Origin of the sequence: Citrobacter sp. TBCS-15 (genome assembly GCF_005280815.1) — a bacterium.
Lineage (GTDB): Bacteria > Pseudomonadota > Gammaproteobacteria > Enterobacterales > Enterobacteriaceae > Citrobacter > Citrobacter werkmanii.
Genome location: NZ_SZWK01000018.1, coordinates 469,457 through 494,932 on the forward strand (window position 1 = coordinate 469,457; position 25,476 = coordinate 494,932).

22 protein-coding genes are annotated in these 25,476 nt (G+C 51.3%); 3 read left to right on the plus strand and 19 right to left on the minus strand.

The window, feature by feature from the left end:
- Positions 1–24: 24 nt before the first annotated feature.
- The 19 genes from FDW96_RS02360 to thpR form a co-directional block, all read right to left on the minus strand.
- The gene (locus tag FDW96_RS02360) at positions 25–765 is read right to left on the minus strand and encodes a fimbrial chaperone (protein WP_137365169.1); all 741 of its coding nucleotides are present in this window, start codon (positions 763–765) and stop codon (positions 25–27) included.
- Positions 766–842: 77 nt separating this feature from the next.
- Positions 843–1,445, minus strand: coding sequence for a fimbrial protein (locus tag FDW96_RS02365; RefSeq protein ID WP_042312249.1), 603 nt, complete (start codon positions 1,443–1,445; stop codon positions 843–845).
- 572 nt (positions 1,446–2,017) lie between these two features.
- Positions 2,018–2,398, minus strand: a complete 381-nt coding sequence (panD, locus tag FDW96_RS02370; RefSeq protein ID WP_000621526.1) for an aspartate 1-decarboxylase — start codon at positions 2,396–2,398, stop codon at positions 2,018–2,020.
- Between the two features lie 95 nt (positions 2,399–2,493).
- Complete coding sequence (gene panC / locus FDW96_RS02375; protein WP_042312241.1) at positions 2,494–3,348, minus strand: pantoate--beta-alanine ligase; 855 nt, start codon at positions 3,346–3,348, stop codon at positions 2,494–2,496.
- Positions 3,349–3,359: 11 nt separating this feature from the next.
- Positions 3,360–4,154, minus strand: a complete 795-nt coding sequence (panB, locus tag FDW96_RS02380) for a 3-methyl-2-oxobutanoate hydroxymethyltransferase (RefSeq protein ID WP_137349658.1) — start codon at positions 4,152–4,154, stop codon at positions 3,360–3,362.
- A gap of 110 nt (positions 4,155–4,264) precedes the next feature.
- Positions 4,265–5,521 carry a fimbrial protein gene (locus FDW96_RS02385; protein WP_157716792.1) on the minus strand — a complete coding sequence of 419 codons (1,257 nt, stop codon included), beginning with the start codon at positions 5,519–5,521 and terminating at the stop codon, positions 4,265–4,267.
- A gap of 47 nt (positions 5,522–5,568) precedes the next feature.
- A complete protein-coding gene (locus FDW96_RS02390) occupies positions 5,569–6,144 on the minus strand; it encodes a fimbrial-like protein (RefSeq protein WP_042312236.1) in 576 nt (191 codons plus the stop codon).
- Between the two features lie 6 nt (positions 6,145–6,150).
- Positions 6,151–6,741, minus strand: a complete 591-nt coding sequence (locus FDW96_RS02395) for a fimbrial protein (protein WP_249360753.1) — start codon at positions 6,739–6,741, stop codon at positions 6,151–6,153.
- A gap of 16 nt (positions 6,742–6,757) precedes the next feature.
- Complete coding sequence (locus FDW96_RS02400) at positions 6,758–7,330, minus strand: fimbrial protein (protein WP_137365171.1); 573 nt, start codon at positions 7,328–7,330, stop codon at positions 6,758–6,760.
- Between the two features lie 16 nt (positions 7,331–7,346).
- Positions 7,347–9,950, minus strand: a complete 2,604-nt coding sequence (locus FDW96_RS02405; protein ID WP_137365172.1) for an outer membrane usher protein — start codon at positions 9,948–9,950, stop codon at positions 7,347–7,349.
- Between the two features lie 35 nt (positions 9,951–9,985).
- Positions 9,986–10,729, minus strand: coding sequence for a fimbrial chaperone (locus FDW96_RS02410; RefSeq protein ID WP_042312230.1), 744 nt, complete (start codon positions 10,727–10,729; stop codon positions 9,986–9,988).
- A 78-nt stretch (positions 10,730–10,807) separates the two neighbouring features.
- Positions 10,808–11,395 carry a fimbrial protein gene (locus FDW96_RS02415; protein WP_042312228.1) on the minus strand — a complete coding sequence of 196 codons (588 nt, stop codon included), beginning with the start codon at positions 11,393–11,395 and terminating at the stop codon, positions 10,808–10,810.
- 462 nt (positions 11,396–11,857) lie between these two features.
- Complete coding sequence (locus tag FDW96_RS02420; protein ID WP_042312226.1) at positions 11,858–12,448, minus strand: fimbrial protein; 591 nt, start codon at positions 12,446–12,448, stop codon at positions 11,858–11,860.
- A gap of 570 nt (positions 12,449–13,018) precedes the next feature.
- Complete coding sequence (folK, locus tag FDW96_RS02425) at positions 13,019–13,498, minus strand: 2-amino-4-hydroxy-6-hydroxymethyldihydropteridine diphosphokinase (RefSeq protein ID WP_042312222.1); 480 nt, start codon at positions 13,496–13,498, stop codon at positions 13,019–13,021.
- Positions 13,495–14,889 carry a polynucleotide adenylyltransferase PcnB gene (gene pcnB / locus FDW96_RS02430; RefSeq protein ID WP_208616126.1) on the minus strand — a complete coding sequence of 465 codons (1,395 nt, stop codon included), beginning with the start codon at positions 14,887–14,889 and terminating at the stop codon, positions 13,495–13,497. Before pcnB ends, folK begins: the two co-directional genes overlap by 4 nt.
- Positions 14,890–14,960: 71 nt before the next feature.
- Positions 14,961–15,857 (minus strand): tRNA glutamyl-Q(34) synthetase GluQRS, encoded by an 897-nt coding sequence (gene gluQRS / locus FDW96_RS02435; RefSeq protein ID WP_137365173.1) that lies wholly within the window; start codon positions 15,855–15,857, stop codon positions 14,961–14,963.
- Positions 15,858–15,927: 70 nt separating this feature from the next.
- Positions 15,928–16,383, minus strand: coding sequence for an RNA polymerase-binding protein DksA (gene dksA, locus FDW96_RS02440; protein ID WP_003018625.1), 456 nt, complete (start codon positions 16,381–16,383; stop codon positions 15,928–15,930).
- A 177-nt stretch (positions 16,384–16,560) separates the two neighbouring features.
- Entirely contained in the window at positions 16,561–17,265 is a 705-nt protein-coding gene (gene sfsA, locus FDW96_RS02445; protein WP_137365174.1) for a DNA/RNA nuclease SfsA, read from the minus strand.
- A 15-nt stretch (positions 17,266–17,280) separates the two neighbouring features.
- The gene (thpR, locus tag FDW96_RS02450; RefSeq protein WP_061380849.1) at positions 17,281–17,811 is read right to left on the minus strand and encodes an RNA 2',3'-cyclic phosphodiesterase; all 531 of its coding nucleotides are present in this window, start codon (positions 17,809–17,811) and stop codon (positions 17,281–17,283) included.
- 73 nt (positions 17,812–17,884) lie between these two features.
- Between thpR and hrpB the strand changes: the two genes are divergently transcribed.
- From hrpB to fhuA, 3 genes are all read left to right on the plus strand, one after another.
- On the plus strand, positions 17,885–20,314 hold the full coding sequence (gene hrpB, locus FDW96_RS02455) for an ATP-dependent helicase HrpB (RefSeq protein WP_170974683.1): 2,430 nt from the start codon (positions 17,885–17,887) through the stop codon (positions 20,312–20,314).
- Between the two features lie 136 nt (positions 20,315–20,450).
- Positions 20,451–22,991 (plus strand): bifunctional glycosyl transferase/transpeptidase, encoded by a 2,541-nt coding sequence (gene mrcB / locus FDW96_RS02460; protein ID WP_048214900.1) that lies wholly within the window; start codon positions 20,451–20,453, stop codon positions 22,989–22,991.
- Between the two features lie 306 nt (positions 22,992–23,297).
- Entirely contained in the window at positions 23,298–25,472 is a 2,175-nt protein-coding gene (gene fhuA / locus FDW96_RS02465) for a ferrichrome porin FhuA (RefSeq protein WP_042312205.1), read from the plus strand.
- The last annotated feature ends 4 nt before the right edge of the window (positions 25,473–25,476 follow it).

Here is a 25,476-nt window from a genome sequence, read left to right on the forward strand (position 1 = left end):
GTAATAAGGGTGATTATCGCCGAGTTATATTGAGGCGTTATTCTCTTCCACACCACCATTATCGTTTATTGACATATATTTCACAGTGCCTGAGGTTTGGCTGTTTAGGCCGGTAACCAGCATTTCGCTACTGGAAAAGGGTAAAATAGATTTACTGCTCACCGGTAACTCTCTGGTACCGACTTTAAAGGTCACCGCGGAAAGAGAGACGTTCCACGGTGAGTTATTTTGAGCGACCAGTGCATAATTACCGTTTTGTTTTTGCAGCGACCATTTCAGATCTTTGACCGCCTGTCCCGGCGTTCCTTTTAAACCATCAGGACGGAAGAAAAGTTTAATCCGGGTACGAAATGCCAACTGTAGCTGATTGGGGGATTCCCCTTCTTTTAGTTTAGCTTTGGGGGGAATTTCCAGGGCGTTAAACCAGAACATGGATTCTTTATCTTGTGGCAAAGGTTGCCCGAGATAGGTAATACGTATTGACTGTCCTTTGTGTGGATCGACGCGCGAAACAGGGGGGGTAATAACGAAAGGCAGCTTGAGTTCTTGTGGGTTGGTTGTATCACGGCCGTCATCCAACCAGGTTTGAACCAGCAGCGGCCGTTGCCCACGATTTTCTAATGAAATAACGACATCTTTTACAGACTGCGGATAAATAATACGAGTGCCGGAAATGACAATATCAGCGCTTGCCTGAAAGGCTGCGACACAAGTCATTGCTACAATAAAGCTTTTTAAGCCGGTACTGAAGGTCAAATTACGCATGGAAATATCCACTCTCTGTTGGATCTGGCAAAACTCCTCTGACCTGACGCCAGAGGAGTGAAGCATAATGATGAGACTTATTCGTACTGCATGGTGAAAGCAACCTGCGCCTGCACAACGCCACTGCTGACTGCGCCAGTGTTCATATACGCTACGTTGTAAATCAGTTCACCGCCGCTTTCATTATTATCTGGATCCCAGGTGACGTGCTGAGTGTTGTTGGTCTGATCGATTTTGATCAGATCACTTGCACCGTTACCGGCGTTGTGCAGAACCAGGTTAACGTTGGAGGCGGCGCCTTGCAGGCCGCTTTGAGGGACCAGTGCACCAGCGGTGCTTGCGCTTGAGCCTGACCAGGAGTCAAATTGGGCGCTGGCGCCTTTTGCGCTGGCATCACAGTTCGAGAGTACCAGGGTAAACGGCGTTTTCCCCAGCGCGCTATCAACGCTGTCAGTCGAGCCGGTCACGAAGTCTTTCACAAATACCGTTGGCAGAGTAACGTTGAAATCGTTAGTTGCTGCCTGAGTATTGATTGGATCATCTTTCAGTGAGATTTGGCAGGTGTTGCCAGAAACCAGACCGTGGAAAGTAATCGTACCTGCATCGGTGTTAGCGGCTAGCGCAGAACCAGAGAATGCAGCCAAAACGAATGCAGCTAAGGTATATTTTTTAAAAGCCATGATTAATATCCATATAAAAAAATATTTCTCGTCTCGAGAATGAGGTTAATTTACATAGCGTTAGCCATTAATAATATTAACTTTTTTAGTATATAGTAATACTTTCCCTTTCTAATAATTAGAATTGCTTAAATAATTTTTAATGAAAAATAATGTTATTTGTTTTCAATGGGTTGCTGTGCCTTTTTCTGCTTTCTGTATTTATGAAACAACTGGATTTTTATGTTTTAATTGAGGGGGTTCATCTATTTTGATATGATGTAAAAATAAACTTTAAAAAAATAATATTATATTCTAGATACAGTTTCTTCTAATATCATTAGCAGGCGGGAAATTGGTTTTGGTATTAAAGGTCCGAGTAATAAATATAAAAGAAGTGAAAGCCATTAATCTGCTTGTGCTTTATGTAAAACTAAACGTATTAACTTATCTTTTGCTTGCGTCACCTTTATGGTCTGTCAGCAATAAAAGTAAAGCAATAAAGTAGGTAAGCCAGATTGAACCATCTTAAATAGCCTCCATCCATAATACATTGGAGGCTATCGATGACTTAAATGAGAAGTGTAAGAATATCAGGCAACCTGGACCGGAATAGCTTTCGCGGTGCGCTTCATTTCGTTGTCGCCTTCAAAGTAGGCCACTTTCGGCCGCCAGGTACGGGCTTCTTCATCAGACATAGTGACGAAGCTGGCGATAATCACAATGTCGCCGACTTCAGCACAGTGCGCCGCCGCACCGTTCACCGAGATGATTCTGGAGCCGCGTTCAGCCGCAATAGCATAGGTTGAAAAACGTTTCCCGTTGGTCACGTTCCAGATATCAATAGCTTCGTTTTCCAGAATACCAGAGGCATCGAGGAAATCCTGGTCGATGGCGCAGGAGCCTTCGTAGTGCAGGTCCGCCTGCGTGACTTTTACGCGGTGGAGCTTGCCTTGCAGCATGGTGCGAATCATAACTTCTATACCCTGTCGTTTACCTTGGCTAAGCAGGCGCGAATGGCCTGCTTTGAGAAATTCTCAGGCAGTATTGCCTGATTTTTAACCCCTGTCTACTGGGCTAATGTAACGCTTTGATTATCGATCAGACGCGCCTGACCCAGCCAGGCGGCGGCCAGAATTACCGCTCGTTTACTGGTTTCCGTCAGTTCCTGCAGCGTGTCGGCATCACGGATTTGAATGTCGTCGGCACGGAAGCCTTTTTCATTCAATTCCTGCTCGGCAATGGCAATAATCTCTTGCAGCTCACGATTACCCGCAATCAGTTTTTCAGCGATGCCGTTCATCACTTTGTGCAGACCTGGCGCAATTTTGCGCTGCTCTGCGGTCAGATAACCGTTACGTGAGCTAAGCGCCAGACCATCTTTGGCGCGGATAATTGGCACGCCAACGATCTCAATGTCATAACCCATATCCGCCACCATTTTGCGGATCAGCGCAAGTTGTTGGAAATCTTTCTCACCGAAGCAGGCGATATCTGGCTGGATCAGGTTAAACAGCTTGCTGACGATCGTGGAAACGCCACGGAAGTGGCCTGGGCGGCTGGCGCCTTCCAGCATGGTGGAGAGACCGGGAACATCAACGAAAGTCTGGCCTTCCAGACCCTGAGGATAAATTTCTTCCACGGCTGGGGCAAATACATAATCGACTTTGCGCTTGTTCAGCTTTTCGCAGTCTTCCTGCAGCGTGCGCGGATAACGCACCAGATCGTCCGGCCGGTCAAACTGCATCGGATTGACGAAAATGCTGACGATCACCACATCTGCCCGGGCTTTTGCCTCATCGACAAGCTTCATATGGCCGTCGTGCAGGTTGCCCATTGTGGGAACCAGTGCGACGCGTTTGCCTTCCTGACGCAGACGGCGAATATGCTGGCGCAGCAGCGGCAGGGTTTCAATAATCAACACAACGAGACTCCTTAATGGAAACTGTGTTCTTCGCCCGGATAAACGCCGGACTCCACTTCAGCCATATACTGCCGTACGGCGGTGCGCATGTCGCCCGCTTCGGCAAGGAAATTTTTCGCGAATTTTGGAATATGACCGCCGGTGATGCCAAACGCATCGTGCATCACCAGGATCTGACCGTCGGTGACGTTGCCCGCGCCAATGCCGATTACCGGAATCGACAGAGCCTCAGTGACGCGCTTCGCCAGTTCAACCGGCACGCACTCGAGTACCAGCAACTGAGCGCCCGCGGCTTCTAAGGCCAGCGCATCATCCAGTAGTATCTGTCCGGCGTCGCCGCGGCCTTGAATTTTATAGCCGCCGAAGATATTCACCGACTGGGGTGTTAATCCCAGATGACCGCAAACCGGCACCGCGCGTTCGGTGAGCATTTTCACCGTATTCGTAAGCCATGCGCCGCCTTCGATTTTGACCATATTAGCGCCTGCTCGCATAACCGTGGCCGCGTTTTCAAACGCTTGTTGCGGCGTGGCATAAGCCATAAACGGTAGGTCGGCGAGCAACAGACAGTTGGGCGCGCCACGGCGTACGGCGCGGGTGTGATAGGCGATATCCTCCACGGTGACCGGCAGGGTAGAGTCGTGCCCCTGAATTGTCATGCCCAGGGAGTCGCCCACCAGCATCACGTTGATGCCAACATCGGCGAACAGTTTGGCAAAGCTATAGTCGTAGGCGGTAATCGTCGCGAAGCGCTTTTTCTCTTGTTTGCATTTCTGCAGCACAGCGATAGTAGTGGGTTTGCTCATAACCTCTCCGGCCATAATATTGATGAATAGAATGGCCGCATTGTAGGGGAATGAAGCGGAATAGCGTTAGCCCTTTGTGGGAATCTTATCGACCACCACTTAAACAGTCATCAGGGATAGTCGATGGTAAAAACACCGTTCGCTTTGAAATTTCCAGACCCAATTGACTGGGTTCCATCACGTTTAAGCGTGGCCAGGAAGTTGAGAGTTTGAGACTGGACCTTCCCGTTTTCGCTGCTGCCGTAGATATTATCATCGCCGGAAGTATCGCGCTGATCGTTATAGACTGATGTTGGGTCGTTTGGAATCATTACCATTTGCGAGCTATAGTTATTGGCCGCGCCGCTGATCTCCAGCCCCACGCCGGTGGCGTTATTCATCGTGAGAATATTGCCAAGCAGGGTAGGCGTTTTGGCCATCGTGGTGGTGGTGAGCGTCACATTAATATTGCGCAGACCCTTGCAACCTGCCAACTGGATGGAAAATGGAACAGCAGTGGCACCGTTGATAATGTCGTTCGGACTGTAGCGGCCCAGATCGACAGTGGTGCCGCTAACGGTGCTACCGCTGGCGACGGGCTGTGTGGTGCAGGTGGGCTCCGCGATGGTTACTGAGCTAATATCAAAGGTTACATTCTGATAAAAACTATTAACGCCTGCCGCTGGGTTTTCATTCCATATGCGGAGATGATAGTCGCCGTTTTTGAGCAAGGTGATCTTTGAATTGCCTGGTGTATAGGTTTGATCGGTATAAAAGGTGATTGCGGCATAAAACGACAACCCACCCCAGGTATAGTAATGCCCTGGTCCTGATAAATCTGGCCCTGTACATCCCCTTCCGTTACCCGCACTGACTGAAATCAGGTTGTGCATGATGCCGTTTTGCATTGCCGTTGATGGACCGCTTACCTGCAGAACGTACGAATGGAAGCTGCGTAGCGTGAGTGAGAAATAGAGACCCGTAATGTTCGTCTTAAAAATATCGACTCCGCCGTAGCTTCCTGCGGAAACGAGGCCAGACTCGATGGACAGGGCACCCGTAGTGCTTTGGCCCTGCTCTGAAACGTAGCAGAAAAGGCTATTATCTGCTGATGCTGAGCCATGAGAGTCGTTCCAGTTGATGGTGACGTTAGCAGGCGCCAGCTCGTTTGTCCGGCTGAAGTAGACGGTGCGTCCAGCAGGATAGATGAGCTTATAGGTACCATCTCTTGATGGGCCATCATATTCATAGTTCTGCTTACCGTTGCCTAATACGAAAGTATCCGTCTGGGCACAGGCTGTGGCAGAAAAAAATATCTGTATTATTAAATACATTGATAAAATGAAGGGAAATGACCTCTGCCATCCTCTGTTTTTATCATATTGCATCGGCGCGCTCCTTCTCATTGAAATCTCCTTCTCAAGCCGGTGAATTTTTACTCATAATAAACTGACACCAGCACGCTGGACTTCACCGGGCCGCTGACAATTGACTGCCCTGGCTGCACCTTCTGCATCCGGGCGTAAAACGAATAGCGGCTATCGGCGTAGTCGGCGGCAGTGACGTCATATTGGCTGCGCGGCGTGCCGTCGGTGTTCATCACGTTATAGATATTGTTGGCATCGTTAATGGAGAAAATCACCACCCCCACATTTTTTGCTCCATTACTTTCATCGTTGGCGAAAATTTGCATAGAGCCGGGGGCAAAGCTGCCGGACAATGGGGAGAAATGCAGGATAATTTTCGACGGATCTTTGCCGCTGACCGGCATGCAGTCTTTCACGTGCACATAGAAGGTGCTGCCGCCATCGTATAGGTCTTCGGCGGTGATGCCGCTGGCGAAGTAGTCATAGCCTTTGGTGCCCAACTCAACGAGCCCATTATTGTCAAGCGAGACTTCACAGCTGGTATTGACAATATTGGCTTTGATTTCCACATCGGTATCAGCCTGACTTAGCGAGGCCAGCAACGATAAGCCGATGCCGACAGCGCCATACAATAATTTGCTCATCACATGTTACTCATAGGTAATGGTGAACAGGCCCTGGGTAGAGAAGGAGCCGGTGTGTAAATCCGCGACGGTGCTGCCGGAGGCGAGCACGATGCGGGCGCTGAGCGGCATGACGACCGTGGTTTCATCGCTGGCCTGCGCCAGATCGATCAGTTGCTGCGCCGGGTTGGCGCAGCTTAGCTGTTTGCTGCCGCTGCTACCCGGCGTTGAGGTGGTCCACACCTCGGCAGAGACGTTTGCCGCGTCGTTGCTACCGTTTAGGGCATTGCGGAATCCATTGCCGCCGCCGGAAGCGCCATCGCAGCCGGTTTTTGCCGTCAGGGTGACATTCGCCTGCTTTTTAGCCAGACCTACGCAGTCGCTGAATACCAGCGAAAAGGCGCGTGAGTTGGTTTTATTCACAACCTGCGGAATATAAACGTCGCCAATATCAACAATCCCGTTCGCTTTGCCGCTGTCGTCGTGCAGCGTGGCCTGGCAGGTTGACGGCGTAATGGTAGTGGATACCGTCATTTCCAGTGAGTTTGTGCCCGCGTAGCCCGGTGCGGCGGCAAGGAGAATAGACAGTGTGCTACATAGCCGAATGAGATATCGCATCAACGCAGCCTCCCGCTTATTTATAAGTAAAGGTAAAAATGGCCTTAGCCTGAAAATCACCGGTTGTCGGTGACACTGAGGTACTTGCGCGGCGGAAAAAGGCGCTTAGCTCCATACCGTCGGCAATTTGGCTCTGGCTCCAGTCGGTTTGTTGCGTGCCATCGAGTCTCAGGCGGCTGCTGTCGTCACTGCCGGCGGGCTTAAAGCCTAGCCCGACGTTTTCAGCGTTTCCCTCGGTCAGGTCGTTTTTTATCATGAAGTTGGTCGTCGACAGCGTGACGCCTTTGATGGTCATCGCGATTGAAGCGATTGCGTTGTTGCACTCCTCCGGCTTGAGCTTAAAGCTGCCCTCGGTGCTGGCGGTGGCCTTAAGCAGTTCGGCGATCCCGATATTGGGAATAGTGAGCGCATACTGTGCGTCGCTACCGCTGAGCGATGCATTACTAAGGGGGCTGACCTTCATGAGACAGGTCGTTTCTTCAATGACGGCGGTGAAGTTAAGACTCAATCCCTGAGTACTGCTAAAGGCTGACTGTGTCAGCAGCGCGCTGGTGAGTGCCAGTGAGTTGACTACGTGGTGTGTTCTCATCCTGTGTCCTCGTAATCTATTGCATCTTGCAAGGGACGGCGTTGAAAATGGTGGTTTTACCCACCACCTTTTTATTGCCTGATGTGGTCTGGTAGTGCAATCGGCAGCTCTGCATTTTATTCTGCTGATTCCAGCGCACCTCCAGCTCGCCGCTCTCATTGATTCCGCGAACAAATGCTTGGCTACCCTGACCAACGGTTCCCAGCAGAGTATTGTTCATATCGAAGACTTCGGCGGTAAAAGGAACCGGCTGACTATCACTACGGATAAGGTTAATAATTGCAGAGCGCCCCTGGTCAGTTTCGAACTGACTCACCACCACCGCACCACGCCGTGGAATCACGGTCGCACTGGTGCTTTTCATTTCAATATCATTATCCAGCTCGTTAATATCGAGCGAGACGAGATTTTCCCTGTACGGTGTTAACGAACTGCCAATACCGTAACCGAAACGGTCGATAGTGCTGTTACCATAATCGATGCGCGCACCCTCCGCGCCTGGTGCATCAATAAGGACCAGCGTATCGCTATCGCCAAAGCTCTGGTTGCTGAAGGTGAGTCCTCCGCTGTGCAGCACAAAGCCCCCGTCGGTATTTAAGGAATACTGACGCGAGCTGTCGTTGCTGGCGGAAGCTGACGCGGCGATACTGCCATAGTCGGAGTCGTAGCTGACGTAGGAGCTGATGGTGGAGAGATCTTTCTCCTCTTTCTCCATGTCGTAGGCGGTACTGACGCTGTAGCTCCATCGGTTATCGGCGCTATAACCATTGGCGCTGGTATTGAACTGATTACTGCCATCGAAATCACTGCTGATGCTGCTGTTTAGGGTGTGAAAGCCGCCCTTGTCTCTGTCAGTACCGAGCAATTTATCCAAGGGGATAGTCACGCTCAGATAGATGGAGTCATCACGTTTATCGTTTTCATCATATGTCCGTTGCAGGTTGATGCTATAACTGGCCCAGCCCAGGCTGTTGCTGTAGCCCGCTGAGAAACTGCTGCGGGAATCATTGGTCACCCAGTAGTCGGCCCAACTGCCATTCAGATAGAGTGAGCCGTAGTTTGTGTCTTCGCTTTGCAGACTTTGATTGAGGCTGATCGTGAACTGATTTTTCATTCGCGAATAGCTGTTCATGCCGTGATCAGTGTTATCGTTACTGTGTTTGACATCATCAATAATGCTTAGCGCATCGTTCAGACCCAGATAGTCTTTTGTCGAATAGCGATAAGCGGCGATGTTTAACGAGGTGTCCGTCGGCGCGAAGAATTTATTCCACGATACGCGATAGCTCTGACCGCGATAGGTTTTATCGTCAGGAATGTCGGTCTGAGATTGGGTTATGTCAAAAGATACGGCGCCGATTAGAGTGTTCATTCCAAGTCCCAGTAACCCGGCAAAATAGCCATTATCTGTGGCCTGAATACCGCTAAAACCGGTGAAGGTACTGTTAAAACCGTAATAGAAGGTGCCCTGAGCCAGACCCGGCTCATCATGCAGGCTGTCGTCATTGACCTGGCCTACACTGAGGTCCCATTTGCCGACTCCGGGATGCATCATTTGCACCAGCGATGAAAACGCCTGGCTAAAGCTGTGTTTCGAGCCGTCGGCTTCAGTAATGGTGACTTCTAAATCGGCGCCATACCCGGATGGCGAAAGGTCATCAATGACAAATGGTCCTGGTGGTACTGTGGTTTCGTAAATTTTATAGCCGTTCTGCGTGATGGTAACTTTGGCGTTACTGTTGGCTACGCCACGGATTGTTGGCGCATAGCTGGCAAGCTGTGGTGGCAGCATCTGTGATTCACTATACAGGCGAACACCGCGTATATTGACAGTGTCGAAAGCTTCGCCGCTGGTACTGGATTCACCGATGACCAGTTGGGAACGCAGTGCGGCGATATCCCGCTGAACATAGCGGTTCTGATACTCAATATTGCTGTCGCCGTCTTTTTGCCAGGAGTAGTTGCCTTGGGCGCGAAAATGCCATGCGCCAAGGTTAATGCCACTGTTAAAACCAGCGTAAACGCTGTCTTCAGTACCATAGTTGTTTTCATTTTTCCAGGCGCTGATGTTGTAGGACAGCATTGCAGCAGGGATGCCATCATCCCATAGAGAGGGATCGACATAGTTGGCGAAGCCTTTTTGTACCCACATTTGCGGGACGCCAATATCCAGTCGCTGGTCGCCGCCGTCGTAATGGCTTTTCGACAGAGGAATCGCTTTTGCCAGGTCAAGGCAGTTGTTAACGCTTTCTTCGCGTTTCAACAGTAGCGCCTTTTCGGGCAGATCGTCAGGTATGCGGATATGCAACTGGCTTAATATTTTGGGTGTAATACACGCCTGCGTTTTGCCATTATTCGCAATATCAATAAATTCGACCTTTAGTGTGGTCACCAGATCGTTATTGACATAGCCGCTGACATCATAGAAGCCGGGGGCAATGGTATTACCGTCGGAATAACGACTAAGGTCGACTTTACTGGAACCTGGGCCCATTAAAAAGGAGCTGTCAAATTCAATCGTTTCGTTTTCGGCCCAGGCACAGACGCTGCCGGATAATAGCGTAAAGACAATAAAGCGAGCCAGGAAAGTGACCCTGAAATTTTTTGACAGCTGTTTCATTGGCGCATCCGAAAGTTTATAGGTATAGGTAAGCGTTAAATATCCACCTTGCCGTTGATTGCACCGCCGAAATCACTAATCGCGATATAGTTAATACTTGATTTGGCGGGCGCGCCTGTTAAGCCAGGAATGATGAAGTCGGCTTCTCCTTTGGGAGCAACCATTGAAGAGGAAACGGCATATTTTCGCCCGCTGACAACGGCTTCGACTTTATTAAACGAAATGTAATAACCAGTGGGATTTGTGACGTGAAGTACCGTTTTCCCCGCATTCTGTTGTATACGCCACTGTAATTTCTGCGGCGCTTCTGACGCGGCACCCTCCAGTCCTTCCGGGCGATAAAACAGTTTAATACGTGTACGAAAAGCTAATTGCAGGACGTTTTTTTCATTCACGTCAGCGTCTTTCATTTTGGGCGGCACTTCAAGCACGTTAAACCAGTAGATGCTTTCGCGATCTTTCGGTAATGCACGACTGCCAGTGTAGGTTAATTTTACCGTCTGTCCGCGTCCTGGTTCGATGCGGGACACCGGTGGAGTTGCGTTAAAAGGCACATTAATGGTGCTGGGGTCTGCATTTGAGTCGCCGTCATCCAGCCAGTTTTGTACCAGCGCTGGAGTTGAACCTTTATTCTCCAGACGGATGGTGGTGTCCTTTTGTGACTCTTTATAAACAATACGAGTGCCGGAAAGGACAATATCTGCGAACACGGGTTGAATAGCTGATAGTGAAGTAATGGTAAAGATGACACAAAAAAGAGAGCGACACGTCCTGGTCATAATTGTTCCTCCATGAGGGTAAATAAGGAGGAGGATCATGTTGAAGCACACGCTCTTCCTCCTGTGAAACACAAATGATTAGTCGTAGGTAACGGTATATGCTGTGTTAGATTTGACGTAGCCTGCGGTTACAGGTACAGCACCAGACTGCTTAACGTAAGAAACGACAAAGTTAAATTTCGCCACGCCGTCAGTATTAAAAGTTGTATTGTGAATGTCGGCAGCGTCATTTACTTTGACCTGGGTATAGGCCAGCGCGGCGCCGGAGTTATCGACCTGGTGGATCGCCAGGTTAACGCCAGTTGCCGGGTTGGTGATGGAGTCATCGTTGTTGAGCGTTCCATTGCTGTTGCTGAAGAACGTCGAGGCCATGCTCAGGTGCGCATTCGTATTTGTGTTAGTTTTTCCGCAGTCAACGGTAATATAAAACGGTTCTGGCTGAATACCGACGGCACTGCTCTGTACACCTGGATCGGCAGTTATAGCGGATGCCTGGGCGGTGTTCAGTTGAACCTGTCCATCCTGACTGCCGCCGTTAACGTGCGGGGTGCAGGTGTTATCGCTCACCAGACCAGCAAAATCTACCTGGCCGCCATCTAGGGCAAAGGCTGAAGTAGTGGAGGCAGCAGACAGAACCAGTGATAAAGCTATTAACTTTAATTTCATCTTGAAATATCCTTGTTAAAAATAGATGTCACTTAAGACAATATTTATTATAGGGAGTACTCTGCATCTATAAAAATATCATATGCGGATATTTCCTTTTTTTATATTCACAAACAAAATATTTAATTTGTTTTTTATCTATACTACAATTTCTTGTAATAATTTATCTGTGCATTGTTTTTAACGATTTTGTACATATTGTGCTTTTTTTTGCAAACATAGTATTTATTTATCTCTTGCTGTTATGTGTTGATGGTTTTTATTATCAATATATATATGTATTGTATTTGAGTTGATTGGTGTGTATTTGTATTTTTTATCATTATAAATAATGAAAATGATTTTAATTTTAACTGAAGTGACTACCATTATGTTTACAAAAGGTAAGGGTGTTCTTCTATCCTTGATAATTCTGTAAAGGAGTTATCTTGTTGAAAAAGATAACTCTCTGGGGACTGATGATCAGTTATAGGTAAGGGTATACGCGGTGTTGGATTTCACGTAGCCCGCTGTTACTGGTACCGCGCCAGACTGTTTGACGTAAGAGACGACGAAGTTGAACGTCGCCACGCCGTCAGCATCAAAAGTTGTATCGTGAATGTCGCTGGCGTCGTTTACTTTGACCTGGGTATAGGTCAGCGCGCTGCCGGAGCTATCGACCTGGTGGATCGCTAGGTTAACGCCAGTTGCCGGGTTGGTGATGGAGTCATCGTTGTTCAGTGTCCCGTTGCTATTGCTGAAGAACGTTGAGGCCATACTCAGGTGCGCTTTGGTGTTTTCGTTGGTTGTGCCACAGTCTACGGTAATATAGAACGGTTCTGGCTGAATACCGACGGCACTGCTCTGTACGCCAGGATCAGCTGCGATGGCTGACGTCTGGGCGGTGTTCAGTTGAACCTGCCCATCCTGGCTGCCGCCGTTAACATGTGGCGTACAGGTGTTGTCGCTCACCAGACCGGCAAAATCTACTTGCCCGCCATCAAGGGCGAATGCGGATGTTGAGAGTAGTACGGCAGAAAAAACGGTCGACAAGGCGATGATTTTTTTCTTCATGAGAATATCCTTATATCAAGTTACGGCAGTTAAATATGGGGTGAACCATATATTAATTCCGGGTTATTAGACCTTAAATATTCAGCTTTTGTAAAATTCATAGCGGATATGATTATTCGTCCATTTATTTTTATTATATATATTATATGATGGTTTTATTTGTGATGTTGAGGGCTTATTGATATATTATTTTATGAGGTTATTAATTTTTATCGCATCATGCTGTAAGTTGATGATTTGAAGGGGTGATAAATTGATGGTGTAAATTAAATAAAAAACAAAATAGAATGTTTGTATAATTGAGTCTTAGTAGAGAGCGAAATATAGAGGAAGTCTTTATCTTGATAATACATAATATTTATGAGTTGACTTAATTTAGATTTTTTAAATTTTGATTTTAAAAAATATAAGTCGGCAATAATTAAATGATAGCGCAAAATGTAAATTAAAAGCATCTAATATTATTTAATATAGTTTTAAATCAAATCATTGTAATTCCAACATGTGCCTTAAGTGAGCGGGTATAAATCAATCTGTCCTGTTTATATTCCTGTGTTTGAGCAAAAAGATCTACCAGCGGTCAGGGCGGGGTGACATATAGCTCAGGCATTCAGCCAACGATTGATTGTCATCAGGAAAATGTAAATCAGGAGCGATCTCAAACAGCGGCCATAGCATAAAGCCCCGGTTTTTCATGTCGTAGTGCGGCACGGTCAGGCGCTCGGTGTTAATCACTTCATCGCCAAACAGCATAATGTCGAGGTCCAGCGTTCGCGGACCCCAGCGTTCGGCCTTGCGCACACGCCCCTGTTGCAGCTCAATGCGCTGAGTATGGTTAAGCAATTCTTCTGGGGTGAGAGCGGTATCCAGCGCCACGGCGGCGTTCAGGTAATCGGGCTGATCCTGTGGGCCTAATGGCGGTGTGCGGTAAAATGAAGAGACGGCCATAATGCGGCTGTCGGGAATTTCACCGATCGCCTGTATGGCAGCATTCACCTGCTCCAGCGGGGAGGCGAGGTTGCTGCCAATAGCGATATAAACGACAGTCACGCACTTCCCTCGCGGCGTGGCGCGCGTTTACGTGGGCGACGATGACGACGACGTTCAGGCTCTTCATCCAGCTCGTTCAGCATGCCTTTTTGCTCCGGCGGCGCTGAAACCTGGAATTCACCCCACCATTGAGCCAGACGCTGCAGCTCGGCGTTGTTTTCCACTTCTGCACGCAGGGCCAGCAGGTCGTAGGCGGCGCGGAACTTCGGATGTTCCATCAGCTTCCAGGCGCGTTTGCCCTGACGACGGGACATGCGTAACTGCAACTGCCAGATATCACGGGTCAGCGAGGTTAATCGTTTCGGGATTGCCAGCGAGCGACAGGCTTCGTCGAGTACGTCATTCATTGCCAGTGCGAAAGCGTCGTAATAGGCCAGACCGCTTTCTTGCGCAATTTTCTGCGCGGCTTCCAGTAACGGATACCAGAACATGGCGGCGAACAAGAACGCCGGGTTAACGCGCATATCATTGTTAATGCGGTTATCGGTATTCTTCAGCACCTGGGCGATAATGCGCTCCATCGGGCTATCACCGTCTTCGGTGAAGTAGCGCGTAATGGTTGGGAACAGCGGCTGGAACAGGCTGTACTCACGCAGTTTTTTATAGGTTTCATATCCATAGCCCGCCTGTAATAGCTTAAGCGCTTCTTCAAACAGGCGTGCGGGAGGAATGTCGTTCAACAGCGTTGCCAGACGCGGGATCGGCTCTGCGGTTTCCGGGCTGATACGCATGTCGAGCTTGGCGGCAAAGCGCACGGCGCGGAGCATACGTACGGGATCTTCGCGATAGCGCGTTTCCGGATTACCAATCAGGCGAATGATGCCTTCTTCGAGATCCTGCATGCCACCGACGTAATCTCGCACGGTGAAATCAGCCACGCTGTAATACAGGCTGTTGATCGTGAAATCGCGACGCTGGGCATCTTCTTCAATGGAGCCAAAGATATTATCGCGCAGCAGCATACCGTTTTGCCCGCGCTGTGAGGTTGTGCGATCGGACTCGCTGCCTTCATGATGACCGCGGAACGTTGCCACTTCGATAATTTCCGGGCCAAACATGACATGGGCCAGACGGAAACGGCGACCGACCAGGCGGCAGTTACGAAACAGTTTTCGCACCTGATCCGGCGTTGCGTTAGTGGTGACATCAAAATCTTTTGGCTTTTTGCCCAGCAAAAGATCGCGCACGCCCCCGCCAACCAGCCATGCCTCGTATCCGGCCTTATTGAGCCTGTACATTACCTTCAGGGCATTTTCACTGATATCTTTGCGGGAGATAGAGTGCTGCTCACGCGGGATTACCGTCATATGTGGACGGGCGACGGCAAGCTCGGCCTCGCGCTCCTCGCGGCTTAGCACCTTGCGGCAAAAATTAGCGACTCGGGTAAAAATAGTGCACCTCGGTAGTGTCAAACTTCAATCAGAACAAGTGTTGCTGTGTAAAAATAGCGGCTAATCATAGCTCAGCATGGCGCATTTGAGAATGGCGTATTTACGATCGCTGATTCTGGCACCGTTGTCAGACTCCAGTTTTCCACTGCAAACTGAAGGATCTGATCGACCTGCATCTCCTGCCACGCGATATCCACACGCTGGCCGAGAAAGCGCAGCGCGGCAATAATCACCGGACGTGGATCGCCTTGCGGCAGGGCAGGTGCATGATTTTGTTTGGAAAGTTTAGCGCCTTGTTTGTTAAGCGCCAGCGGCAGATGAATATAGTCTGGCGCCTGCCAGCCAAACTGCTGATACAACGAAATTTGCCGCACCGTCGGTTCTATGAGATCGGCGCCGCGCACAATTTCCGTCACCCCCTGGAAGTGGTCATCTACCACTACCGCGAGGTTATAGGCAAACAGCCCGTCGCGGCGGTGAATAATAAAATCTTCACCAGCAAGTTGCGGGTCAGCCTGAATCACACCGCGTAGCCGGTCAGTAAACTGCATCACGGGGTGGCGTTGTTTAATGCGGACTGCCGCCTGCTCTGGCCCGAGGCGCAGCTCACGGCAGTGACCATCGTAAATGCCGCCGACGCTTTGAATACGCGCCCGCGTACAGGCGCAGTAATAGCTCAGATCCTGCTGATGCAGCCAGGCGAGCGCCTCGCGGTAGGCGTCATGGCGCTGGGATTGCCACAAAATGTCGCCATCCCAGTGCAGGCCGTAATGTTCCAGCTGACGCAGAATCGTATCTGCAGCACCGGGAACTTCACGAGGGGGGTCAATATCTTCAATGCGTACTCGCCAGATTCCACGCCGGGCACGAGCCTGCAGGTAACTGCCGAGGGCGGCAATCAGTGAACCGAAGTGCAGTTCGCCGGAAGGGGAGGGGGCGAAGCGGCCAATATAGTGTGAATCGCTCATTTTGCGGACTAACAAATAATAAGGCGGGAGAAACTCCCGCCTGTAGTAAACGTGGTAAAAATGACCGGAATTAACCTGCCATTTGTTTTTCGCGGATTTCTGCCAGCGTTTTGCAGTCGATACACAGATCGGCTGTCGGACGTGCTTCCAGACGGCGAATACCAATTTCTACGCCGCATGATTCGCAGTAGCCGAAATCTTCGTCTTCTACCTTCTTCAGCGTCTTCTCGATCTTTTTGATCAGTTTGCGCTCACGGTCACGGTTACGCAGCTCAAGGCTGAATTCTTCTTCCTGCGCGGCGCGGTCCACCGGATCAGGGAAGTTAGCCGCTTCGTCTTGCATATGAGATACGGTGCGATCGACTTCATCCCTAAGTTGATTACGCCATGCCTCAAGAATACGCCTGAAGTGCGACAGCTGGGCTTCGTTCATATACTCTTCGCCCGGTTTCTCCTGGTACGGCTCCACCCCAGCGATGGCGAGAATACTCAGGGACGATGTTTTACGGTTTTGCCCTTCTTGCATGTTGCTTCTCCTTAACACGCACTATCGATCCCCATGTTCGGGGGAAAAATCAGGTCGCTATAAATAGCAGATGCTTTTCCGGATAGCAATTATCTAAACGTAACACTTGACAACCCTGTGAGGAAAAGCGTATTTGCACACGCGCCCAGAATATTAATTAACCAGATGTTTACACCATTACAAGGTAATGGGCAACGGCTCTTTAAGAGTCATACCATGGGCAGAAAGTTCCGCTTTATAAACCAGAATTTCGACCCCCTTTTGCCGAGCTTCGACCAATAATTGCGCATATTTCGTATCAATATGGCGCGCGGGTGAAAACCGTGTAATGGCTGAATGTAGCACAGCGAAAAATATCACCGCCCGCTTACCTTCAGCCGCTACGCTCATCAATTCCCGAAGATGTTTCTGACCTCGTTCAGTGATGGCATCGGGAAAATAACCCTGATCTTTTTCCGCCAACGTGACTGATTTCACTTCAATATAGCAGTCAGGTCGGGAATCCGCCTGTAACAAAAAGTCTATACGACTCCCTTCGGTGCCGTATTTTACTTCACTTTTCAATATGCTATAGCCTGAAACTTCTGAAATTAGCGACTGCTGAATCGCCTCTTTCGCTAATCTGTTCGCCCACAGCGTGTTAACACAAATAAATGCCCCGGATTGCGTTTGCGTTAATTCCCAGGTATGCGGATATTTCCGTTTGGTATTTTCTGATGTCGAATACCAGACGGTATCACCTGGTGTTGCGCATCCGGTCATCGCGCCGGTATTTGGGCAGTGTAACGTTAACGTTGTGCCATCCGGTGTGATCACATCCGCTAAAAAGCGCTTGTAGCGCTGGATGAGCGTAGACGGTTGTAAAGGTGGAGAAAATTGCATCAGCAGTCCCTTTGATTATTCAGTCAGCGTCCAGCGTTGCATCTGTGCGTAACGCGTGCGTCCTCGTACAAATGAGGAGGAGTAAAGCGCAAATTCCGTGACCGGAAACGACCAGCCAAAGCCCGGTGGGGGGATGGGAACCGCGTGGCCGGCATCGCGCAGCAGCGTGATATGCGGGTGAAACGGCTGTGGGCTTTGGTAGCATCCACTGCGCGCGGCCTGTGCCCGCAGCATATTCGCCAGTTGTAACAGTCCGCGCGGCGGCTGACGCATCCCCAGCCATACCACTCGCGAACGCAGCCATTGCCCGGCATCATCCAGTTTGAGCGTAAAACCTGGCTGGCGAATGCGTCCGGCTAGCTGCGACAACGCCTGTTGCTTCTCTGCGCTGACATCACCTAAAAAGGCCAACGTCAGATGCAGATTCTCGGCGGCGACGGGACGGCCTGCTTCAGGAGGGAACTGCGTAGCTCGCCAGTGGATTAACTGCTCCCGAACCCCGCCTGGCAATTCAATCGCAAAGAACAGCCTTTTTGGCTCAGACATGATGGATACTCGGTTATGAATTAACGCGATGCTACAATGCAGCGCGAAGAATGTTAACCCTCAGGAGCCATTTGTGACGTCGTTGCCCGTTGCCGCCGTAGTGCCTGAACTGCTTACCGCCCTTGATAACTCGTCGCAGGTGCTGCTGACCGCGCCGACCGGTGCCGGGAAATCGACCTGGCTGCCGTTGCGACTGCTTGAGCATGGTGGCATCAAGGGGCGGATTATTTTGCTGGAGCCGCGTCGTCTGGCGGCACGCAATGCCGCGCAGCGGTTGGCGGAGTTGCTGAACGAAAAGCCCGGTGAGACCGTGGGTTATCGCATGCGCGCACAGAACTGCGTGGGGCCGCAGACCCGGCTGGAAGTGGTGACGGAAGGCGTCCTGACGCGCATGATCCAGCGCGATCCCGAACTGACGGGCGTCGGGTTAGTGATCCTCGACGAATTTCACGAGCGGAGCCTGCAGGCCGACCTGGCGCTGGCGCTGTTGCTGGATGTACAGCAGGGACTGCGTGACGATCTGAAACTGTTGATCATGTCCGCAACGCTCGATAACGGGCGCTTGCAGCAGTTATTGCCCGATGCGCCCATGATTATCTCTGAAGGCCGCACATTTCCAGTCGAGCGACGGTATCAACCGCTGGCGGCACATCTGCGTTTTGACGAAGCGGTGGCGATAGCCACGGCGGAGCTACTGCGCTATGAAAGCGGGTCGCTGCTGCTGTTTTTACCGGGCGTTGGGGAAATCCAGCGCGTGCAGGAGCAACTGGCAACGCGTGTGGGCAGCGATGTTGTGCTGTGCCCGCTGTATGGCGCGCTGACGCTTGCCGAGCAGCGTCAGGCGATTTTGCCCGCGCCGCAAGGTAAGCGCAAAGTGGTGCTGGCCACCAATATTGCCGAAACCAGCTTAACGATTGAAGGTATTCGGCTGGTGGTAGACTGCGCCCAGGAGCGCTTGGCGCGCTATGACGCGCGCACGGGACTGACGCGACTGATTACCCAGCGCATCAGTCAGGCCTCAATGACGCAGCGAGCGGGACGCGCAGGGCGTCTGGAACCCGGAATTTGTCTGCATCTGCTTGCCAAAGAGCAGGCGGAAAGAGCGGCTTCGCAAGGGGAGCCGGAGATATTACAGAGCGATCTGTCCGGGCTGCTAATGGAGTTGCTGCAATGGGGATGCACCAACCCTGAGCAACTAAACTGGCTGGATACGCCGCCCGCCATCAACCTGCAGGCGGCAAAACGACTGTTGCAGATGCTGGGCGCGCTTGAGGACGACAGGCTCAGCGCCACAGGGCAGAAAATGGCGGCGTTGGGTAACGACCCGCGATTAGCAGCTATGCTGGTTAGCGCCAACAATGACGATGAAGCGGCAACGGCGGCGAAACTGGCTGCGATTCTGGAAGAGCCGCCGCGCGGCGGCAGTACCGATCTGGCTGTGGCGTTTTCACGAAATCAGCCTGCCTGGCAGCAGCGCAGTCAACAGTTGCTGAAACGGCTTAACGTTCGCAGCGGACAGCCCGACAGCACACAACTCCCCCCGTTGCTGGCGCGGGCGTTTGCTGACCGGATCGCGCGTCGACGCGGGCAGGAAGGGCGTTATCAGTTGGCTAATGGTATGGGGGCAATGCTGGATGCCGATGATGCCTCAGGACGCCATGAATGGCTGATAGCCCCCCTGTTGCTACAGGGCAGCGCTTCGCCGGATGCACGTATTTTGCTGGCTCTGCCACTGGATATTGAGGCGCTAATGCAGGCATGTCCTGAGCTGCTGCAACAGTCCGACACCATCGAATGGGATGAGGCTCAGGGAACGTTAAAGGCATTGCGTCGCTCGCGCATTGGCCAGCTCACGGTAAAAGTCCAGCCGCTGGCTAAACCCTCGGAAGAGGAGTTGCACCAGGCGATGTTGAATGGCATTCGCGATAAAGGGCTAAGTGTGCTCAACTGGACGCCGGAAGCCGAGCAGTTTCGACTGCGTCTGCAATGTGCGGCAAACTGGTTGCCAGAGTATGACTGGCCCGCGGTAGATGAGGATTCTCTGCTGGCGTCGCTGGAGACCTGGCTGCTGCCGCACATGAGCGGTGTGCACTCGTTACGCGCATTAAAAGCACTCAATGTGGGACAGGCGTTGCGCGGTTTACTGGACTGGTCAATGTTGCAACGTCTGGATAGTGAGCTGCCTGCGCATTACACTGTGCCGACGGGAAGCCGGATTGCCATTCGCTATCATGAGGATAATCCTCCAGTATTGGCGGTTCGGATGCAGGAAATGTTTGGCGAAGCGAATACCCCAACCATCGCTCAGGGCCGCGTTCCACTGGTGCTGGAGCTGCTGTCTCCGGCCCAACGACCGCTACAGGTGACCAGCGATCTGAGCGCGTTCTGGCAGGGATCGTACCGCGAGGTGCAAAAAGAGATGAAAGGGCGTTATCCGAAACACGTCTGGCCGGACGATCCGGCGAATACCGCGCCAACGCGGCGTACAAAGAAGTATTCGTAATGCAACTGTAGGCCGGATAAGGCGTTTATGCCGCATCCGGCGAAAGAGCGGTAATAATTGAGAGATTTCTTCTTCTGTCGCAGGACGGAAGAACAGAGAATCGGGCCCTTGCGCCTGAATGTTGCGGAGAAAAAGCATGGCGGGGAATGACCGCGAGCCAATTGGACGTAAAGGGAAACCATCGCGTCCGGTAAAACAAAAGGTGAGCCGTCGTCAACTCAGAGATGAAGAGTATGACGACGATTATGATGATGATGACTATGAGGATGAAGAACCGATGCCGCGTAAGGGTAAGGGCAAAGGGCGTAAGCCTCGTGGTAAGCGCGGCTGGTTCTGGCTGCTGGTAAAACTGTCGATTGTCTTTTTGGTGCTGATCGCCATTTACGGCGTGTATCTGGACCAAAAAATTCGCAGCCGTATTGATGGCAAAGTCTGGCAACTTCCGGCGGCGGTGTATGGCCGCATGGTTAACCTTGAGCCAGAAATGCCCATCGGCAAGAATGAGATGGTGAAGCTGCTGGAGGCCACGCAGTATCGTCAGGTGACGAAGATGACGCGTCCGGGCGAATTCACCGTACAGGCGAAGAGCATTGAGATGATTCGTCGCCCGTTTGACTTCCCGGACAGCAAAGAAGGGCAGGTGCGCGCGCGTCTGACCTTTGACGGCGATCATCTGGACACCATCGAGAATATGGATAACAACCGCCAGTTCGGTTTCTTCCGTCTCGATCCGCGTCTGATTACCATGCTCTCTTCACCTAACGGCGAGCAGCGCCTGTTTGTCCCGCGTAGCGGCTTCCCGGATCTGCTGGTGGACACGCTGTTAGCGACAGAAGACCGTCACTTCTATGAACACGACGGGATCAGTCTCTATTCCATTGGCCGTGCAGTGCTGGCGAACCTGACGGCAGGTCGTACGGTACAAGGGGCCAGTACGCTGACCCAGCAGTTGGTGAAGAACCTGTTCCTCTCCAGCGAGCGCTCCTACTGGCGTAAAGCCAACGAAGCCTATATGGCGCTGATCATGGACGCGCGTTACAGCAAAGACCGTATTCTTGAGCTGTACATGAACGAAGTCTATCTCGGTCAAAGCGGTGACAATGAGATCCGTGGCTTCCCGCTGGCGAGCCTGTATTACTTCGGACGTCCGGTGGAAGAGTTAAGCCTCGACCAACAGGCCCTGCTGGTTGGGATGGTGAAAGGGGCGTCGATTTATAACCCGTGGCGTAACCCGAAGCTGGCGCTGGAGCGTCGTAACCTGGTGTTGCGTCTGCTGCAACAGCAGCAGATTATCGACCAGGATCTGTATGACATGCTGAGCGCGCGTCCATTAGGCGTGCAACCGCGCGGCGGGGTGATTTCACCACAGCCAGCGTTTATGCAGATGGTGCGTCAGGAGCTACAGGCGAAGCTGGGCGATAAAGTTAAAGATCTCTCCGGTGTGAAAATTTTCACCACCTTTGATTCGGTGGCGCAGGATGCCGCAGAAAAAGCGGCGGTGGAAGGCATTCCGGTGCTGAAGAAACAACGTAAGCTGAGCGATCTGGAAACGGCGATTGTGGTGGTTGATCGCTTTAGCGGCGAAGTTCGCGCCATGGTCGGTGGGGCAGAGCCGCAGTTTGCGGGCTATAACCGTGCGATGCAGGCACGTCGTTCAATTGGTTCTCTGGCGAAGCCGGCGACCTATCTGACGGCACTTAGCCAGCCGAAGCTGTACCGCCTGAATACCTGGATTGCCGATGCGCCAATTGCGCTGCGTCAGCCGAACGGCCAGGTGTGGTCACCGCAGAACGATGACCGTCGCTATAGCGAAAGCGGTAAAGTGATGCTGGTGGACGCGTTAACGCGCTCAATGAACGTACCCACGGTAAATCTGGGGATGGCGCTGGGCCTGCCCGCTGTAACCGATACCTGGCTGAAGCTGGGTGCTCCGAAAGATCAGCTTAACCCGGTTCCGGCTATGCTGCTGGGGGCGCTGAACCTGACGCCAATCGAAGTGGCGCAGGCGTTCCAGACTATCGCCAGCGGCGGGAACCGCGCGCCGCTGTCGGCGCTGCGTTCGGTGATTGCCGAAGATGGCACGGTGTTGTACCAGAGCTTCCCGCAGGCTGAGCGTGCCGTTCCGGCGCAGGCGGCGTATATGACGCTGTGGACCATGCAGCAGGTGGTTCAGCGTGGTACGGGCCGCCAGCTTGGCGCGAAGTATCCAGGGTTGCATCTGGCAGGTAAAACCGGTACCACCAACAACAACGTCGATACCTGGTTCGCCGGGATCGACGGCAGCCAGGTGACCATCACCTGGGTGGGCCGCGATAACAACCAGCCAACCAAGCTGTACGGTGCCAGTGGCGCGATGTCGATTTACCAGCGTTACCTGGCCAACCAGACTCCGACACCGCTGGTGCTGACGCCGCCGGAGGATGTGGTGGATATGGGCGTAGACTACGACGGTAACTTCGTTTGCAGCGGCGGGATGCGTACGCTTCCGGTATGGACCACCGATCCGGATTCACTGTGTCAACAAGGTGAGATGTTGCAGCAGTCGGGTAATCCGTTCGATCAATCTTCTCAGCAGCCGCAGCAACAGCAGCCTCAACAGCAGCAACCGCCGCAGCAAGAGAAGAAGGACGGCGATGGCGTGGCCGGTTGGATTAAAGAGATGTTTGGCGGTAACTAACGCCTGCTTAAAAACCCGCTTCGGCGGGTTTTTCTTTATTCGCGCAAGATACTCACACTGCTATTCAACAATCCGCCATTGTTTTGCCTGATGGGGCTACGCTTATCAGGTATACAGTGCAAGGGCGTAACGCCACCTTTCAGCCTAATTTATTAACCCTTTCTTTTCATCTGGTTATTTCTTAACCCCTCAGTTTTAGTAGGGACGTGTATTGCTTGCTATCTCGCCAGAGTTTCGAATATTATGCTGCCGTTATAATAATAATTCTCGTTTACGTTATCATTTACTTTCATCAGAGAAATACCAATGGCGCGTCTTAAAACTGCTCAGCCAAGTTCATCACTGCGTAAAATCGCAGTAGTGGTAGCCACAGCGGTTAGCGGCATGTCTGTCTATGCACAGGCGGCGGTTGACCCGAAAGAAGAAACCATCACCGTAACTGCAGCGCCTGCTCCGCAGGAAAGTGCATGGGGGCCTGCGGCAACCATCGCCGCGAAACGCTCTGCCACTGCCACCAAGACTGATACGCCTATCGAAAAGACCCCGCAGTCTGTTTCGGTTGTGACGCGTGAAGAGATGGATATGCATCAGCCAGGGTCGGTAAAAGAGGCTTTAGCCTATACCCCTGGTGCTGCCGTTTCTACGCGTGGCGCTTCCAGCACTTATGATTTCGTTATTATTCGTGGCTTCTATACGCCTGGCCCAACACCGAACAATTACCTTGATGGCGTCAAGCTACAGGGGGATTACTACAGCTCTGCCGTTGTTGATCCTTACATGCTTGAACGCGTCGAGCTTATGCGCGGGCCAACGTCTGTACTTTACGGGAAAAGTAATCCGGGTGGCTTGATCTCCATGGTTAGCAAAAGCCCGACATCAGAGCCGCTAAAAGAAATTCAATTCAAAATGGGTTCGGATAATCTGTTCCAAACCGGTTTTGATTTCAGCGATTCCCTGGATGACGACGGCGTGTACTCATACCGCCTGACAGGGTTGGCTCGTTCTAATGACGAACAACAGGATTTCGCGAAGCAGAAGCGTTATGCCATTGCTCCGGTGTTTAGCTGGAAGCCTGATGACCGAACCAACCTGACTCTGCGAGCAAACATTCAGAATGAACCGTCAACGGGCTATTACGGCTGGTTGCCGAAACAAGGTACGGTCGATCCGTTACCTGATGGTTCCCGTTTGCCAGTTAGCTTTACGGATTATGCGCCGAACAATACCTATTCGCGTTATGAGCGAATGGTTGGCTACAGCTTTGAACACAGTTTTGATGACACTTTCACTGTGCGTCAAAATTTACGTTATAGCCAAATCAAAACCTCTCAACAGAGTGTGTACGGTTTCGGCGCAGTGGGTAATCAGCTGACCCGTCAGATTATCGTCGCCGATGAACGCTATAATGATTTTGGCGTAGATACTCAATTGGAAAGCAAGTTCGCGACGGGAGATGTTGGACACACTCTGCTCACCGGCGTCGACTATTCGCGTCTGCGAAACGATATTGATAACGCCTACGGAAGTGCACCGCCTTTAGATATGAATAATCCGGTGTATGAAGATGTTGATTTCCCTGACGCGAAACCGTTCCAGCTTAACACGCAGCACCAAACTGGCGTGTATGTACAGGACCAACTGGAATGGAATAAATGGGTTGCAACACTGGGAGGCCGCTATGACTGGTCTCAGCAGGCAACCACTATTCGTTCCAGTAATCAGAAAGTTGAGCGTAACGATGAGCAGTTCACCTGGCGCGGCGGGATTAACTATCTCTTCGACAATGGTATTACGCCATACTTTAGCTACAGCGAATCATTCGAGCCGAACCCTTCAAAAGCATGGGCGGCAACACCTGCTGATAACGTTGCTTATGCGCCGTCAAAAGGTAAGCAATATGAAGCTGGCGTGAAATATGTTCCAAAAGATCTGCCCGTTGTTGTTACTGCCGCGGTATATGAGCTAACGAAAACGAATAACCTGACCACCGACCCGCTTAATCCGTTTGCGCAGGTTCCGGCGGGTGAAATACGTTCTCGTGGCGTTGAATTAGAAGCAAAAGCCGCAGTGAATGCGAACATTAACCTGACTGCGTCTTACACGTATACCGATGCGGAATATACAGAAGACACGACGCTTAAAGGTAAAACACCTGTTCAGGTACCAAAAAACATGGCCTCTCTGTGGGGGGATTACACCTTCTACGAAGGCCCGTTATCTGGGTTAACGCTGGGAACTGGTGGCCGTTATGTCGGTTCTAGCTATGGTGATCCTGGAAATACTTTCAAGGTGGGTAGCTCAACCGTGATGGATGCCGTCGTTAAATACGATCTCGCTCGTCTCGGTATGGCAGGTTCCAGCGTTGCAGTTAACGTTACTAATCTGTTTGACCGTGAATACGTTGCCAGCTGCTTTGATACCTATGGCTGCTTCTGGGGCGCAGAACGTCAGGTCGTTGCAACCGCAACCTTCCGTTTCTAATTTC